Source organism: Thermoplasmata archaeon, assembly GCA_038874435.1.
GTDB lineage: Archaea > Thermoplasmatota > Thermoplasmata > Lutacidiplasmatales > SKW197 > SKW197.
This window is the reverse complement of record JAVZCK010000003.1, coordinates 82,968-98,639: the sequence shown is the minus strand read 5'-3', so window position 1 is coordinate 98,639 and position 15,672 is coordinate 82,968. Positions and strand designations below refer to the sequence as shown.

Genomic DNA, 15,672 nt, shown 5'->3' with positions numbered 1-15,672 from the left:
ACTACTTTTCCTCTTTTTCATGCCACTCTTTAGGAGGTTCTTTGAACTTCGGTTTGGCATCAGTTCTCCATTCTTCTTTTTTCTTTTTTTCCTTTTCGTGCACTTCTGTTTCCCCGTCACCTTTCTTTGTCATGTAGAAAAAGTAGTAGGTAAGAAGTAAAACGACGATAATTATAATTATTATTCCAGCTACCAGCCACATATTCCCTTGAGTTGGTTCCTCCGGAACTTCCATTACGAAGCTAATCTCCGCTGTATCGTTCATAATTGCTGACTGTGTTTCTGGTGATGGTCTCAAATCCTGATAAACTACTTTTACAGTATACCAACCCTGGAATACATCTGAGTTCGTGCCGTTCACGCATGTAATTCGTTCCGAATACAATAAGAAAATTACATGACCAGTTGTATTTGTTTCACCCCTTGCAACCTCATTTTTCCCAGTAGAATCTATCACGATTACAGTGGCACCAGCAATTGGAGTTTCATTTTTGTTAGTAACACATACCGTAAGCCACCTGTAGATTCGCACACTTGCATTTTCTTGTACAATAATGTTCTGGGCTTCAAACTTGTCCTTATCAACTTCCCTAGAAGGATACCATCCATAAATCTCAATCGTTGCGCTGCCTGTCGCTTTTAGAAGCGGAATTGTGCTATTTACCAAGAGAACGGTAGAATTACCACCGAATGTGAGACCTTTGTCAAATGTGCAGTTTGACATCTGGAAGGAGAGCGCTTCCGTGAGCGTGCTGAGCTCTCCCTCATTTCCCCTTATCTTGGCATTCTTAAGAACGACTTCGGATGCATGCACCGTTAGATTGGTAGCATTATATCCCTCAATTACAAATTTGTTGAGATGAGAGATGGTCAATTTCGTCATTTTTGTAGAAAACAAACTTTTAGCTGTAAAGTTTCCGCAGTTATCGATTGTGGCTAAATCTATGTTAACATCGTCAAGGGATACATTTTGGACATTTTTCAGGACCATATTTGAAATTGATTTATCTGATAGAGTATTAGATGCAGTAAAAGTATCAATCGTAGATATCTCGAAATTGGTAATCTGGGAGTCCTCTGCATTGAATTGGAAACAAGTAGAGATATTAAAATCCCCAAATTCAGCTGACCTTAAAATTACTTGATTAACACGGTCTACATAAAGGCCATAAATCTGGGCATTTCTCACCGAGATTGTATCACAGGAGATAGAATAATTTCCGTAGAGCTGTAGCTTACCAGAATCATTTATCACAACTTTCGCATTTTCCTTTATAATTAAAGTAGCATTCTCTGAAACATTCAGCACACCGCCGTTTAGAATGAGAGTAGAGTTCCCTTCGAAAATCATGGTCACATTGTTTCTGAGGTCTAGTGAACCAGTTGTGTTGATCTGGAAAAATGCATTATCCTTCACATCTATCAAAAGATACGAATCATCATCCATTCGCGCAGAGATATTGTGGTTTATGTAAGCTCCCGCGGATTCTTCCAGAGACATGCTGAAGTTTATTGGAATTTTCGATTGGGAAGTATATAGTTCGTGGTCTTTAAATATAACCGTGCTCTGTGTCCCTATGCCATGTTCTGCAAGGGCAATTGGAGCTAATGCTACTATTATTATAAACCCCGCGATGAGGGGAACGGGAATAACTCTATCTTTTATCATTTTATCACACCTGCCCTGACTGCTTTGGCTGTAATAAAGGTTGCAATATATTAACCTTTTGATTTCAACAAAGATGCCTTCTGGCTCGCGTTTATTTGAAAGACAATTAACATCTAGTTTACTTTGACGCATAAGCTTCCTAAATCTTTTTATATCCTTCCATCTATCTCTTCATCATGGACAAGGCCCGCTGGTTAGCTCTTACTTTCATTCTTGTGATTACATTTGTGATGTTAGGAAACTACGATGTCGTGTGTGGAGAAGAAAATCTGAATGTATTTAACCGCTCTTCACTCTCAGTAGATGCTCATTACCCAGACGCATCCAATTTTGAGTTCGTAATTGTAAATAACAACACAATGAATTACTATATTGTGAACATATCTTCCAGTGTCACGGATGCCACCTTTTCATCATCCGAAAATCATTTCGTAGTAGAGCCAAAAAGCGTTAAAGAAGTAAAGGTGGAAATAAAGCCATATAAAAGAGTTTCAAAAAAGAACTTTAATATAACTTTTGAGATTAGGAACGCTGTAAATCTCAGCCAAGTTCAAATTTTTGAGTTTAATGTTGAGATAAATTATGTCGGCGTAGTTTCCACAGAAAAGGTGCTTGGAGTCCTTGAAAATTTTCTACCCTATCCATTTAACAATGTATATGGCGTTTTCATTCTAGATGTAATTCTGTGGAGTATCCTTATAATATTTCTCTACTATGTTACAGAAACTATCATCGCGCGGTTAGTAAAATATACCAAAACAGACCTGGACGACAGAATACTAGCAATAGTAAGAAAACCATTGCTTGTTTTCTTCGTGACCTATGCAATTGTATCGTCAACTGAAATTCTCGACATGCCTGATATATTCTACTTTTATCTTTACAATTTTTACTGGTCGGTGGTAATTTTACTTTTCGGTTACATGGCTTATCGGCTCTGGAAAGATGTGGTAATTTACTTCTTCAGTAAGGTAGCTCAAAAAACAGAAACTGAAATTGATGACATCCTCGTGCCTGTATTTGACAAAGTGGGAGGAACCGTAATCGTGGTCTTAATTCTGATCTATTTTGTAAACAAGGTATTCTCTGTAGATGTGACGCTACTTGTCGCTAGTATGGGTGTACTTGGTCTAATCATCGGTTTTGCAGCTCAGGATTCACTCTCCAACTTTTTCTCCGGTGTTCTTCTTCTACTGGACAGACCATTTGTTGAAGGAGACATTGTGATTCTTGGAGATAGTGATAAGTGGTATAGAGTAGAAAGGATCGGGCTGAGAAGCACAAGATTCTATTCAATATTTGAGGATGTTACTGTAGTAATTCCAAACAATAAACTTTCTTCTGAAAGAATAGTGAATGTGGTAGAGCCGGGAGAAACCCTAAGAGGTAGAGTAGATTTCTCTGTTTCATATGGTTCAGACCCAAAGAAAGTCCTTAAAGTAGCAGAAGAAGTAGCCCTTGCTCATCCAGATGTGCTCAAAGAGAAGGATAAGGCCCCTGTAGTAAGATTCAGAGATTTTGGAGATTCTTCTTTAAACTTTGCAATCTTTTTTGTAGTTAGAGATTACAATCTAAAATACAAAGTGGAATCTGAAATTCGCACGAATTTGTTTGAGAGATTCAAGAAAGAGGGAATAGAGATTCCATTCCCACAACTAGATGTCCACATAAAGGATGGAAAGGGTGGTTAAGTTGCTGAGAACACCGGTGCTTGTGGTAAATTATAAAATTTACGATGTGAGCTTCGGACAGAAAGCGCTCGAGTTGACTAAAGTATTGGAAAAAGTGTCTCTAGAGTATGGTGTTGAAATTGGAGCTGCTGTAACATTACCTGATATAAGGTTAATCGCTCCCCAGACAAAAATTCCTGTTTTAAGTCAACATGCAGATGCAATTGATTTTGGTAGCCATACTGGTTTCACACACCTTGAAAACCTGAAGGATGCTGGAGCGGTGGGTACTCTCATAAATCACTCTGAGCACAGATTGAAGCTTGCAGATATAGAATTTCTAGTCGAAAAATGCAGGAAGCTTGGCTTAATCTCGATTGTATGCACAAACAATGTAGCAACTAGTTGTGCTGCAGCTGCCCTTGAGCCCGACTTTGTGGCTGTTGAACCACCTGAACTGATTGGGGGAGATATTGCGGTCTCTACAGCTAAACCAGAGGTGATTTCAGGCACTGTAGATAAAGTGAAACGAGTTTCCAGCAAAGTGAAGGTGCTCTGCGGAGCTGGCGTGAAAACAGGGAAGGATGTGGCAAAAGCAATTGAACTCGGTTCTGAGGGCATTCTCCTAGCAAGTGGAATAGTGAAAGCAAAGGATTGGGAGAAAGCGACTAGAGACATCGTATCTGGAATGTTAAGATGAAACTGAAGGATTTCGATTTTGAGCTTCCAAAAGAACTCATCGCACAGGAGCCCGTAGAACCGAGGGATAGTGCAAGGTTGCTCTGTGTCTGGAAAAAATCAGGTAAGATTGAACACAGGATTTTTCGCGACCTGGTAGAATATTTCGAAAGCGGGGATGTGCTAGTTCTCAACGACACAAAAGTGATCCCTGCAACAGTTACAGCAATGAAAAGCACTGGTGGTAAAGTAAAACTTCTTTTTCTGAGAAAGGTTAGAGAGGATGCATGGGAAGTGCTTGCATCTGGAAAACTCAAAGGCGAACAGTTCGTGCTGAGTGCTGGTGAACGTAAAATGGAACTTATAAAGGATGGCAATCGATGGATATGCATCGCTCCTGAGATCAATGCAATATTAAGAGAACATGGGAAAATGCCTCTTCCTCCTTACATTAAAAAGGAAATTAAACAACCAGACGATTATCAGACCGTCTATGCCAAAAAAGAGGGTTCAATTGCTGCACCCACTGCGGGACTGCACTTCACAGAAGGACTTTTGGAGCAGTTAAAAAGATTAGGGGTGAAAATTGTTTTTCTCACACTGCATGTTGGGTATGGCACATTCCACATTCCACAAAGTGAAGAAGTTGAAGAGCATAAAATGGAAGAGGAGTGGTATGAAATTCCCAGAAAAGTTGCCTCCGAGATAAATTTAGCAAGTCAAAAAAATAAAAAAGTTTGCTGTGTCGGCACCACAACTATGCGTGCCCTCGAGAGTGCCTCCAGAAATGGAGTAGTTTATGAATCCTCTGGGGAAACAAACTTATTTATTTATCCGGGCTACAAATTCCAGAGTCCAGTAAATGCATTCATTACGAACTTTCATCTTCCAAAATCTACACCAATACTCCTGACTTCAGCAATCCTTGGAAGAGAGAAATTAATGGAAGTTTACAGAATTGCAATAGAGCAAAGATACAGATTTTTCAGCTTCGGAGATGCCATGGCTGTGTGGGAAATCTAATTTGAATCGACCGTTATGTTTATCTATGCATAACGATTTTGGTTCTATGTGATTGAAAAAAAGGCAAAGATTGCAGTCATCATGTCTTGTGTATTCATCTGTATCACATCCATTATAGCATTCTGGCAGATAAACAGCAGTAATGCAAAACTGATACTCGCAACCACAACCTCTCTTTATGATTCTGGTCTACTCTCAGAAATTCTTCCCGAGTTTGAAGAGGCACATGATGCAAAGGTGTATGTGATTGCGGTAGGCACTGGGCAAGCACTAGAATATGGAAAGCGCGGAGATGCAGATGTGCTTCTAGTTCATGCTCCAGAGTTAGAGAAAGAGTATATAGATGCTGGCTTTGGAACAGAACGTAGGGAACTTTTCCAGAACTACTTTGTGCTCATAGGTCCGAAAACCAACCCTGCGGGGATTTCTAGCATTCACAATATCACCCAGGCATTCGAGAAGATTTACAGTTCTAGTTCAAAATTTGTATCAAGGGGTGACTTATCTGGCACCCATCTTCGTGAACGACAAATCTGGCAACAACTAGGAATCTCTTTAGATGACCTAAAAACCAAGTCATGGTATTTAAATGGTAGTGGAAGTATGAGTACTGCGCTTATGCTTGCGAACGAAAAGGGTGCGTATGTTCTATGCGATCCAGCAACCTGGGCATTTTTGAAACCGAAACTTGGAAATCTAGAAAAATTTGAAATTCAGAAAAACGCTGACCTTGTTAATATTTATTCCTTACTCATTACAAAATCGGGTTCAGAAAAGAATGGTGCACTGATAAAAAAATTTGAAACCTGGCTCCAAAGCCCAGAAACCCTTTCAAAGATTGAAAATTATACGATAAATTCTGAGCAACTATTTTGGACAAGGTGGTAAAAAATGTGGGAAAGTGTTTGGGGAGACACGCTTCGTTCCATCCTCGTTTCTGGTTGTGCTACTCTCCTTGCCTCTGCAGGTGGCATTCCTCTTGGTGTGTATTTAGGAATTAAAAAGATCCGTGGAAAATCCGCACTTAAAACTGTGATCTACACCTTTTACGGTTTTCCACCAGTAGTTATGGGTTTGCTTGTGTATCTCCTACTCTCTTCCTCTGGACCACTTGGCTTCCTCCACATGCTCTTCACACTTCCCGCAATGATTTTAGCGGAGTTTTTGCTTGCATTTCCATTGATTTTAGGTATAACAATGATGACAGTGGCTTCAATACCTGTTGAAATATCTGATGCAATCAATGTGCTTGGCGGTAGCAAATGGCAGAACCTCTATTTGCACTTGCGAGAGGCAAGAAATGGAATTCTAGCTGCAGTAATGGTAGGATTTGGTTCAGCAATAAGTGAAGTTGGTGCAGCAATGATTGTCGGAGGAAATATTGAGGGCTACACAAGTGTACTCACCACATCTGTAATGGTCTCGACTAGAACTGGAAATTTTGAGCTTGCCATCTGGCTTTCGCTCGTACTCCTACTTGTCTGTCTTACAATTTATGCGATACTTGCAAAGCTGGAGGGAGACAGATGATTCTTGATTGCAAAAGGGTCTCCAAAAAGTATGAGGAAAAACTAGTGCTTTCATCAATCTCACTATGTCTAAAGAAAGGAGAGATTCTCTCTGTAATTGGTCCCAGCGGCTCGGGTAAAACTACATTAGTAAGGATTCTCGCCACACTTGAAAAGCCAGATACAGGAGAAGTAAGACTATTGGAAAAGGTTATCAAATCCGAAAACGATTTGTATGCTGTACGAAAAAATATAGGATATGTGCAGCAGAAGCCAGTTTTGCTAACAGGCACAGTTTACGATAATATCGCAATACCTCTGTTAATCAGAAATTTTGAAAAGGAAGAGATTAAAAAAAAGGTCTTTGACGTGGCAAAAATGCTGGGCATAACTGATATCCTGAATAAGAATGTGCGAAAAATTTCTGGGGGTGAAGCCCAACGGGTGGCCTTTGCAAGGGCTGTTATCGGAGAGCCACAAATTCTTTTCCTTGATGAATTCACTGCTAATCTGGACTACAAAAATGTAGCTCTGCTGGAACAACAAGTGAGAGAGTTTGTCAAACGTGGCGGGAGTGTACTGATGGTTTCCCATAATCTCTTGCAAGTAAGACGACTAGCAAATAGAGTAGCAATTCTCATCGATGGAAAAATCGAAGAGCAGGGAGATACAAAAAAGGTTATTGAAAACCCAGAGACGGAACTAGCAAAACAATTTGTTTCTGGAGAGATGCCATGGTAGGCCTTTTGGAAAAACTTAAGTCACACAAATTATAGTAGGATTAGATAACAGAGGCCATGACAGTTTTCGGCAGGAGAGAAAAAAATAAATCTCAGGGTTACATTTGGAAACAAAATGAATGTGAATAGGATGGTTGCAATTGGAAAAAAGCAAAAAAAGTTTATAACAGTGGCAATCTTTCTCATCATTATACTTTCATTGTTAATCACTGTAGGAATTTATCAATATTCAAAACTGACAAAAGAGGGCAATTTAACAGCATTAGAAGCGAAAAAAATAGGAGAGCCAGAAGTGAAAAAATTATTCCCTCATTCCATTCTTACGAAGATTGCTGCAGATAAGTCCACTGGAGGCAAGGGCAAGTTTGATGTGTGGTTTCTATATTTTGTTGATAGAGAAATTAACTCTACAGTGAGATGTGAGGTGAAGCGTGACGCCAAAATCTCTATCTCCACAAGCCCATTTGCAATAGAGAATATAACGCCCCTGTCTGGAGCCAATATAGACAGTGATGAAGCATATAACATTGCAATGGAAGACGTTACAATCAGAAAATGGTTGGTAGATCATCCAGATTCAGAAATTTATTCATTTTCTCTTATCATGAGCGACACAGATTCACACATTCCAAGTTCTCAACCAATTCCTGTCTATGTAATTGAGTTGTGGTATTGGGTAATAACAGAACATCCTCCATGCATAGTATACATCAGTGCCATTAATGGGAGTATCCTGTTGAAATCTTCAGATTTTAATTACGACAGGGTCCCAATAATTCCAGACATCTATATTGAAATTCTCTACTCAATATTCTTCTATTCTACGCTCTGCTGTGCGTGGCCTCTGATAGTTATAATTATCGCAATTACAGTAATTAAATCTCTAAAAATTAATAAACTTTATTAATATTATTATGTATAAGAAAAATGATGCATCGCCAGATATTCGAGAATATGCTCTAATCATCTATTGCTAACTTTTTTATCCCTGATTGCTATATTGTTTATTGGGAAATCCCATGGGAAAGAAAATTGTGTTGTTTGGTGAGGACACAACAGAGGAAAAGGCAGAGGAGAAACAAGAAGTGCCAGAGGCAGCAAAAGTACTCATAGAAGATATCTACTTGATTCACAGGGGTTCCGGGAAGCTAATCCAAAGAAAAACTTGGAGGGTTGAAGGAGAAACTGACCCGGACATGGTTGCGGGAATGTTTGAGGCCGTCCTCAACTTTATTACTGACTCCTTTGCGAGGGGCACCGACACCAATTTCAGCAGATTTGATATAAAGGGTTACACAGTCCTTCTATGCACTGGTAAATTTGTGAATCTCGCAGTGGTGCTTTCAATCGCAAATGATTATTTAATATCAGAAGAAACGCTCGGTAATCTACGAGAATTGCTGGAGATGTACACATCTGATATTGAAAAAATGTATGCTAAAGTGCTTGAAAACTGGGATGGTGAAATAGACACTGTAAAGGACACCAGAATCTTGCTTGAGGAATTGAGCATAAAAATGAACAACCTGCTTTCTCCTAAAACCAGAAAAATGGAAATAGGTGACAGAATATTCCAAGAGGCAATTTTTGAACTTCAGCGCAAGGCAGACCTTGCCCTAAAGAAAAGAAAGTACAGCAGTGCCCTTTCAATGTTGAACAAATCTATCTCAATGGGATATGCTCCACCTGAAATTCTGTTTAAAAAGGCAAAAGCCCTGTTTCACTGCAGAAGATATGCAGAGACCCTAGAAGCTCTCAACACGGTAGAGCCCAGCATGGGCAAGACAGAGGACTTCTGTATATTGAAAGTGAAGACACTCTACAAGCTTGGAAAAAAATCTGAAGCAATCTCAGCACTCAATGCTTACCTCGGGGAAAGGCCAGAAAGTAAGAAAGTCCTGAAACTGAAAAAAGAAATTACTGGTGAGTAAATGCTTCTCCTCCACATCTGCTGTGCTCCCTGCTTTACCTATGTGCGAAAAGTACTCAGGGAAAAGAACATTGAGTTTACAGGGTACTTTTACAATCCCAACATCAATCCTCTAGAAGAATTTTTGTTGAGGGCTGAAACTTTGAAAAAATTTGCTTCTCAGATGGGAGATAAAGTAATTTTTAATTTCAGCTATCCCTACAGGGACTACATTGCCAGATTCCTTGCCCTTGAGAATGAGGGGAAGATTAGATGCAGTGCCTGTTATGAAGGAAGATTGAGAACAGCTGCAAAATTTGCGAAAAAACATGATTACAGAGCGTTTAGCACCACTCTATTACTCTCGCCTTATCAAAAACATGAGTTGCTAGTTGAGACTGGAAAACGAATTGCAGACGAAGAGGGCTTAGACTTTTACTATGAGGATTTTCGCCCCGGCTTTAAGGAAAGCATCGAGCTTGCTAAGAACTATAATTTATATCGCCAGAACTACTGCGGGTGCATTTTCAGCGAGTATGAAAGACATGAGAAAAAGCTGAAGAGGTTAGAGAATGCTCCCTGATTTGAGTCGCGATTTTCCAGTTTTGAAGAGAAAAATTAACGGAAAGAGAATAATCTACCTGGATAGTGCTTGCATGGCTCTGAAACCAAAGCAGGTAATCGAGGCATTGTTGAACTATTATCAAAATTTTCCTGCTTGTGGTGGAAGAAGTGTACATACACTTTCCTTGGAGGTCGGAGCACTCGTGGAAGAATCAAGAAAGAAAATTGCTAATTTTTTAGGTGTCACTCCAGAGGAAATAGTTTTCACAAAAAATGCCACCGAGGGAATAAACCTTATTGCCCATGCCCTCGAGCTTAGAAAGGGAGATGTAGTTCTCACTACGGACAAGGAGCACAATTCAAATCTTGTGCCATGGCTCACGTTGAAAAAGAGGAAAGGCATAAAGCATATGGTGGTCAAAAGTAAGCCAGACAATACATTTGACCTGGATGCCTATTCTGAAGTGCTAGACAAACAAAATGTCAAGCTTGTAAGTTCTGTGCACACTTCAAATCTGGATGGTGTGACAACTCCTGCAGAAAAGATTGTAGCAGAGGCCCATAAACATGGTGCATTAGTGCTGCTCGACGCCGCCCAGAGTGCTCCACACAGGGAACTCAACCTCAAGAGAATTGGTGCGGATTTTGCAGTTTGTTCTCTCCATAAGATGCTTGGCCCAACTGGTGTAGGTGTGCTTTATGTGAATTCAAGGCAGTTTGAAAAACTCGAACCCTTTATTACAGGTGGAGAAACGGTTGCGAACACCACATACAACAACGTTGAGTTTCTGCCTCCTCCAGCTAGATTCGAGGCGGGACTGCAGAACTATGCTGGGATTATAGGAAGTGGGGCTGCAATTGATTACCTTAATAAGATTGGAATGAGAAAAATCGAAAAACATGAGATTGAGTTGAACAAAATTGTGAGTGATGAACTCTTAAAATTGAAGGAAATCTCTGTGATTGGCCCTGAATCTGCAGAATTGAGAGGTGGTATCTTTTCATTTAACATCAGGGGCTGGTATCCACATGATGTGGGGATTTTACTGGATGAGGTTGAGAACATCATGGTGAGAACCGGAAAATTATGCGTTCATTCTTGGTTTAATGCAAGAAAAATTGATGGTTGCATCAGAGCTTCGTTTTACCTCTATAATACAGAGGAAGATGCAAAGAAGTTCGTTGAGTGTGTAAGTGAAATTGCCAGAAAGTAAGTTATTCCTATTTTTCTATTTTATATCTTAAGAAGGCCCCAATTCCCCCAACTGCACTGAATCTCCTACCTGCCTCATGCTCTGGACTTACTGCTACAATTTTGCATCTCGTTGCTTGGGCATCCTTTAAAATCTTTTCAAATTCCTTTTTACGAAGTAAGGTTGTAATAATTAGCAGCACTTCCGCAGCACCAATTTCCACAGCATAGCCAACTTCGTTGACACCATATGCTACATTACCGTTTTTCGCAATCTCTGCAAAAAATTTTTCCACATACTCTGTTTCCAACTTAACCTTTGCCTCACTCAATCCCTTTATGTTTACTTCCTTCTTCAAAACCTCATTTATGCCAGCAATCCCTGCATTTGAGGCATTGAGCACCGTGGTTCTTGCTCCCAAATCTCTTGCTTTCTCCTTTAAAAACGCATAAAATTCTTCTTTCCAGAATCCAGGCCCTAAAAGCGCTATTACCGTGCTTGGCTCTACAACTCTACTCAGGGCTTCAAGCACTTCCTCGTAAAAACTCCCTTTCTCTTGTTCCTTTTTTCCTTCGTAATCCTTACCGGAAATCTGCGAACCAATCTCTGCAATTGGTCTGATGCCTCGTTCAGTAAGTGTAGCAATTAGCGCACTCGCATCATCCATGGCCACAAAAACAACCTCAACACGCTTGGCACTCAGTGCCTCCTGCAGAAGCTTTTTAGTTCCCTCACTCCACTCTTTTTTAACAATTAAAATGTCTTTGCCTGGCTCAACATTTATTGTGTGGTGACTCCCGAGTCCCTGCTCGCCTGTTTCAATTATACCTGTAACACGCAGAACATCACCGAACTCCTTCAATTCTACATTTTTCACGCGAATGCCAAGCACAACTGGCTTTTTCTCTCCACTCTCTGCTCTTAACGCATCGTCCCTTACTTCCATCCTCCTGAAGGTCAGTCCTTTAACAAAATCCTCCTCTTCAATGATTTGAGAAAGATACCAGAGGTCATCTTCTGTTTCTGGTATTAGTTTTATTGCCCCTTCCTTCAGGTTTTGCGATAACACTTTCAAAAACATCACCAAACATGAAGTTCTTGTTTCTTCCTAGCACGGAAAGGTATTCATTCTCTCTAAGCTTGTTCATTTCACTAAACTGGAAATAACCATAATTTACGATGCTAACTGCGTGCCTCCTGTAGGTTCTTGCGCTGATTGAAACACTCGTCTCAAAAATCTCATCTGGTTGAGTGTATGGAACCAGCAAAAATGCGTTACTACCATCCGAAATTACAAAAATAGCTGGTAACTGTGTATCCTGAAGAAACTCCTCCATCCTTTCTTTATGTGAGAACTCCAAATGATAGAACGCAAGTCCAGTGTAGCCCAGCATCTCTAAATCCACATTTACAGAATGCACGCAGTATCCATTGGTTCTCAGAAAGCTTAACTTTCGCTTTATAACCCTCAAACTTGTTCCCAGTTTTTTGCTCAATGTATTTTCATCCATTGCTGGATTACCTACAAGTTGATATAGAATTTTGCGAGATAGAATGTCCAATCCTTTATGCCGAGTGCTTCCTTGCTCTGATGTACCTGTATCCCGATTTCCAGTAATTCTACTAATTGCATGCTGATAGTCAAAAAATCTTAGGAATTCCGTAAATTCGTGGGCGAAAATGACTAGCTTCAAGTGCTCTTGTGATACCTTGAGCCCAAGGCAGAGCTTTTCATAAATGCGAACCAGTTCGCTATAGTTCTGTGCGAACCCAATTGCAAGAAAATACTCTGAAGAGCAATAAACATGGGTGCAGCCATCCAATGCACCTTGAGACGGGATTTCCTTCACAGGCAGTGTGGAATACGCCACAAAGATTAACTCCCAGCCCAGTAATCCGTAATTTGGGAAAACTACCGATTCTAGAACCTTCGAGAGTTTTCGCCGAATTTTTTTTGCTTCGTTTTCTCGAATGTGAAGATAATGTGCAAGCAATCTATCGTCAACCCCGGGTATCTTAGCAAGGTATTCAACTGCCCTCATCTCAAGTTTTGAAAATTTATAGGCAGGCATATGGCCCGAGAGAATAAATCAAAATATTTAAGGTTGTTGAACCAATACGAGCTCAAACACTTTTTTTATATTCTCCCAGTCACCCTTCCCAGCATAAACACCAAAAACCAGCTTAATTTCTTCTCTTGGCTTCAGCTCCAATTCGTAATAGGGCGAAAACGCAATACCCTCACTTACCATCTCCTTTATAACCTTCTTGATTTTACCTGGTGCCCAGGCAGCTCCGCAAACAATCTCATTCTGGTGGTCATAACAGCATGCCCAAGAAACGCCTTCTCCATCTTCACCATTGCACACTTCCTGCTCTATAATTTTACCAGCAAAATCAAAAATGTAGCGGTGGTCCTTTGTGATGCTGCGCTCCACAGAATCAGTTGGCAGAGTGAAACAGAATTCTTCCCTGAAACTGAATTTTTGTTTCTTCCTAGTTAAGTTTTTTAACGCCACCCTTACATACAAGACTTCATCCTTTAAAGTGTACTCCTTCTCTATTCCCAATCCCTCATGGTTCCTCACAAATTTTACTGTGCCTGCATCAGAGCAAACAATTTCCGCCTCCTCCAGCAGAGCATTCATATTTATCCAGTCCGTGCAGCAATTCCTCTTTTTCCTCTTGAATATGCCCTCATCTGGCATATATTGTTTCTCCTCTTCAAATGCATCAAAGAATCCAGTGTTAACAATGTTCCAGCCCTCTGCAAGATCCCACTCATAGATCCTACCACTTGCATCGATGTAGATTCTCTGGCTCATTGTAGAAAATAATACTTCTCTGGCACCATCTCCATTTCTATCCTTAACCTCAACGGCTTCTCTCCACACTTCTCTATCGAAGAGAATTAGATTTCTATAGATGAGTTGTCTATGATATGTCATCCTTCTTGCGTACCAGTAGGGGTCGTTGCACTCAGCTCGCAAGATGTAGTCATTGATTGGTAGGTTTGTCTCAATTGCCTCCTGGAGACGTGCATACATGTCTCTGACGAGTGGGTGTTTTGTCCAGTTGTGTATGCTCCCGAAACACCATTTCTCCATTTCCACATAAGTGACTGACGGAAAGTTTGCTTTCCCACTTGTACCAACTTCGGCAATGTAATCCTCAAGCCACACTGGTCTGACTTTTTTATCCTTCTCTAGCACTGCGAGAAACTCGTCCAGCCACTCACAGGCATTCTCTGTGTGCGGCCACTCGCCCATCTTCTCTCCATCGTCGCCGAATGTAATTACTGCCTTTCCATCTGTTTTTTTCTCAACACCATGAATGTAATCAACAACCTTTTTTACTGGTTCCCACGGCACAAGATACCTCATTTCTTTATCAATCAGAAACACATTCACATTCTTCTTGTTGTGTTCCGCCTGATGAACGTAGTATTTTGCAGTTTCTGGTAGTTCTGGATTACCACGTTGGAGCACATGGTCGTCTATCAATACATTTTCTACTCCTGCATCCGCCCACACTTCTGCCTCCCATGGTTCCCACGCGCGCTCTGGCACCCATGCTGACTTTGGTTCCTGCCCAAAAATTCGTCTAAGGGTTTCCGTGTTCTTTCTAATGTGAGCAATTGCATGAGCACTTGGAATCAAGGGAATCAGAGGTTGGTAATAACCCGTCGTAATAAGCCGTAACTGCCCTCTCGCTATTCCTGCTCTCACCCTTTCAATCGTCTCAGGATGATATTTCTCAAGATTCTCGAGCAATGATCCAGTTATGTTTAAGTTAAATTTTATGGTAGGATGCTTTCCATAGGTATCCAGTAGTTTGTTGTACGCTTTCTCAGTGGCTACATCTATCCATCGCTTCTCCTGCGTTACTGGTTGATGCAAATGCCATACCTGTACTAGATAAACAGCCATGTTTCCACAATACTGAATTACAATGTGGGAATAAAAAATTTTGGTTTTATAGGTTCATTTCTGATGCTACTTCAATTCCATTTTCACCTATGAGAAATGGATGGGTTGCTGTATCGTGCCTTGTGTGTCTCATCTTCACAACCGTAATTGTCCTCCTGTACTCGCCCTCAAATTTCTCCAGTCCCATAGCAATGATAGAATCTCCAATGAACGTCTCTATCCCTGATTTCGTGTCCTCACCACTCCTCACAAGGGATTCTGACACTATCACAGAGGTCACACCTTTTGCTCTCAAAAACCGCATGAACCTGAAAATCTCCGCACGAAGTTGTTCACTTGTTTTGTAGTAAATTGCCACACCATTCAGAGAATCTAGCACCACTCGCTTTATTCCAGCTGCTCCTATAAAATTTGTAAGAAAGTTTTTGATTGTGTCAAAATTTATCATTTCCCGCTTTTCCATTTCTTCCAAACCGGCTTCGTTTCCTTCCTTAAGCTGTCCAAGGTCAATGATAAACACTCTTTTCTCCTCAATGAGACGATCAATTGGAAAGCCAAAGATCCTAGCTGTTTTTATCAAACTGTCTGCTGATTCCTCCACTGTGAAATATACACCGTTCTCATTGTACCTTTCGGCACCATTGATTATGAAGTGGAGAGCAAACAAACTTTTTGCCGCACCTGCAGGCCCGGAAATTATGTTGATACTGCCTTCTGGAAAACCTCCACTTATGAGTTCGTCAAATCCCTGAATGCCAGTTTGGACTCGGTTCATTTAAATTTCACGCT

15 protein-coding genes are annotated in these 15,672 nt (G+C 40.6%); 10 read left to right on the top strand and 5 right to left on the bottom strand.

Going from position 1 to position 15,672, the window contains the following annotated elements; translation table 11 throughout:
• Position 1 precedes the first annotated feature (1 nt).
• Positions 2-1,669, bottom strand: coding sequence for a hypothetical protein (locus tag QXD64_02085; GenBank protein MEM3396104.1), 1,668 nt, complete (start codon positions 1,667-1,669; stop codon positions 2-4).
• A 176-nt stretch (positions 1,670-1,845) separates the two neighbouring features.
• Between QXD64_02085 and QXD64_02080 the strand changes: the two genes are divergently transcribed.
• The 10 genes from QXD64_02080 (at position 1,846) to QXD64_02035 (ending at position 10,975) form a co-directional block, all read left to right on the top strand.
• Positions 1,846-3,360 carry a mechanosensitive ion channel gene (locus tag QXD64_02080; protein MEM3396103.1) on the top strand — a complete coding sequence of 505 codons (1,515 nt, stop codon included), beginning with the start codon at positions 1,846-1,848 and terminating at the stop codon, positions 3,358-3,360.
• Positions 3,344-4,039: a triose-phosphate isomerase gene (gene tpiA, locus QXD64_02075; GenBank protein MEM3396102.1), complete on the top strand. Its 696-nt coding sequence runs from the start codon at positions 3,344-3,346 to the stop codon at positions 4,037-4,039. The genes QXD64_02080 and tpiA overlap by 17 nt, the downstream gene beginning before the upstream one ends.
• Positions 4,036-5,040, top strand: coding sequence for a tRNA preQ1(34) S-adenosylmethionine ribosyltransferase-isomerase QueA (gene queA, locus QXD64_02070; protein MEM3396101.1), 1,005 nt, complete (start codon positions 4,036-4,038; stop codon positions 5,038-5,040). Before tpiA ends, queA begins: the two co-directional genes overlap by 4 nt.
• Positions 5,041-5,088: 48 nt before the next feature.
• A complete protein-coding gene (locus QXD64_02065; protein MEM3396100.1) occupies positions 5,089-5,928 on the top strand; it encodes a substrate-binding domain-containing protein in 840 nt (279 codons plus the stop codon).
• 3 nt (positions 5,929-5,931) lie between these two features.
• A complete protein-coding gene (locus tag QXD64_02060) occupies positions 5,932-6,570 on the top strand; it encodes an ABC transporter permease (GenBank protein MEM3396099.1) in 639 nt (212 codons plus the stop codon).
• Complete coding sequence (locus QXD64_02055) at positions 6,567-7,289, top strand: ABC transporter ATP-binding protein (protein ID MEM3396098.1); 723 nt, start codon at positions 6,567-6,569, stop codon at positions 7,287-7,289. The genes QXD64_02060 and QXD64_02055 overlap by 4 nt, the downstream gene beginning before the upstream one ends.
• Positions 7,290-7,403: 114 nt before the next feature.
• Entirely contained in the window at positions 7,404-8,195 is a 792-nt protein-coding gene (locus QXD64_02050) for a hypothetical protein (protein ID MEM3396097.1), read from the top strand.
• A gap of 112 nt (positions 8,196-8,307) precedes the next feature.
• Positions 8,308-9,219 (top strand): hypothetical protein, encoded by a 912-nt coding sequence (locus QXD64_02045; GenBank protein ID MEM3396096.1) that lies wholly within the window; start codon positions 8,308-8,310, stop codon positions 9,217-9,219.
• A complete protein-coding gene (locus tag QXD64_02040) occupies positions 9,220-9,780 on the top strand; it encodes an epoxyqueuosine reductase QueH (protein MEM3396095.1) in 561 nt (186 codons plus the stop codon).
• Positions 9,770-10,975: an aminotransferase class V-fold PLP-dependent enzyme gene (locus tag QXD64_02035; GenBank protein ID MEM3396094.1), complete on the top strand. Its 1,206-nt coding sequence runs from the start codon at positions 9,770-9,772 to the stop codon at positions 10,973-10,975. The genes QXD64_02040 and QXD64_02035 overlap by 11 nt, the downstream gene beginning before the upstream one ends.
• 7 nt (positions 10,976-10,982) lie before the next feature.
• On the opposite strand, the gene QXD64_02030 is transcribed toward QXD64_02035, so the two are convergent.
• Genes QXD64_02030 through QXD64_02015 form a run of 4 tightly spaced genes read right to left on the bottom strand, consistent with a single transcriptional unit; the run spans position 10,983 to position 15,658 of the window.
• Complete coding sequence (locus QXD64_02030) at positions 10,983-12,023, bottom strand: mRNA surveillance protein pelota (protein MEM3396093.1); 1,041 nt, start codon at positions 12,021-12,023, stop codon at positions 10,983-10,985.
• The gene (locus QXD64_02025) at positions 11,965-13,026 is read right to left on the bottom strand and encodes a hypothetical protein (GenBank protein ID MEM3396092.1); all 1,062 of its coding nucleotides are present in this window, start codon (positions 13,024-13,026) and stop codon (positions 11,965-11,967) included. Before QXD64_02025 ends, QXD64_02030 begins: the two co-directional genes overlap by 59 nt.
• 27 nt (positions 13,027-13,053) lie before the next feature.
• Complete coding sequence (locus tag QXD64_02020; GenBank protein MEM3396091.1) at positions 13,054-14,883, bottom strand: hypothetical protein; 1,830 nt, start codon at positions 14,881-14,883, stop codon at positions 13,054-13,056.
• Between the two features lie 46 nt (positions 14,884-14,929).
• Positions 14,930-15,658: an ATPase domain-containing protein gene (locus QXD64_02015; GenBank protein ID MEM3396090.1), complete on the bottom strand. Its 729-nt coding sequence runs from the start codon at positions 15,656-15,658 to the stop codon at positions 14,930-14,932.
• Positions 15,659-15,672: the final 14 nt, after the last annotated feature.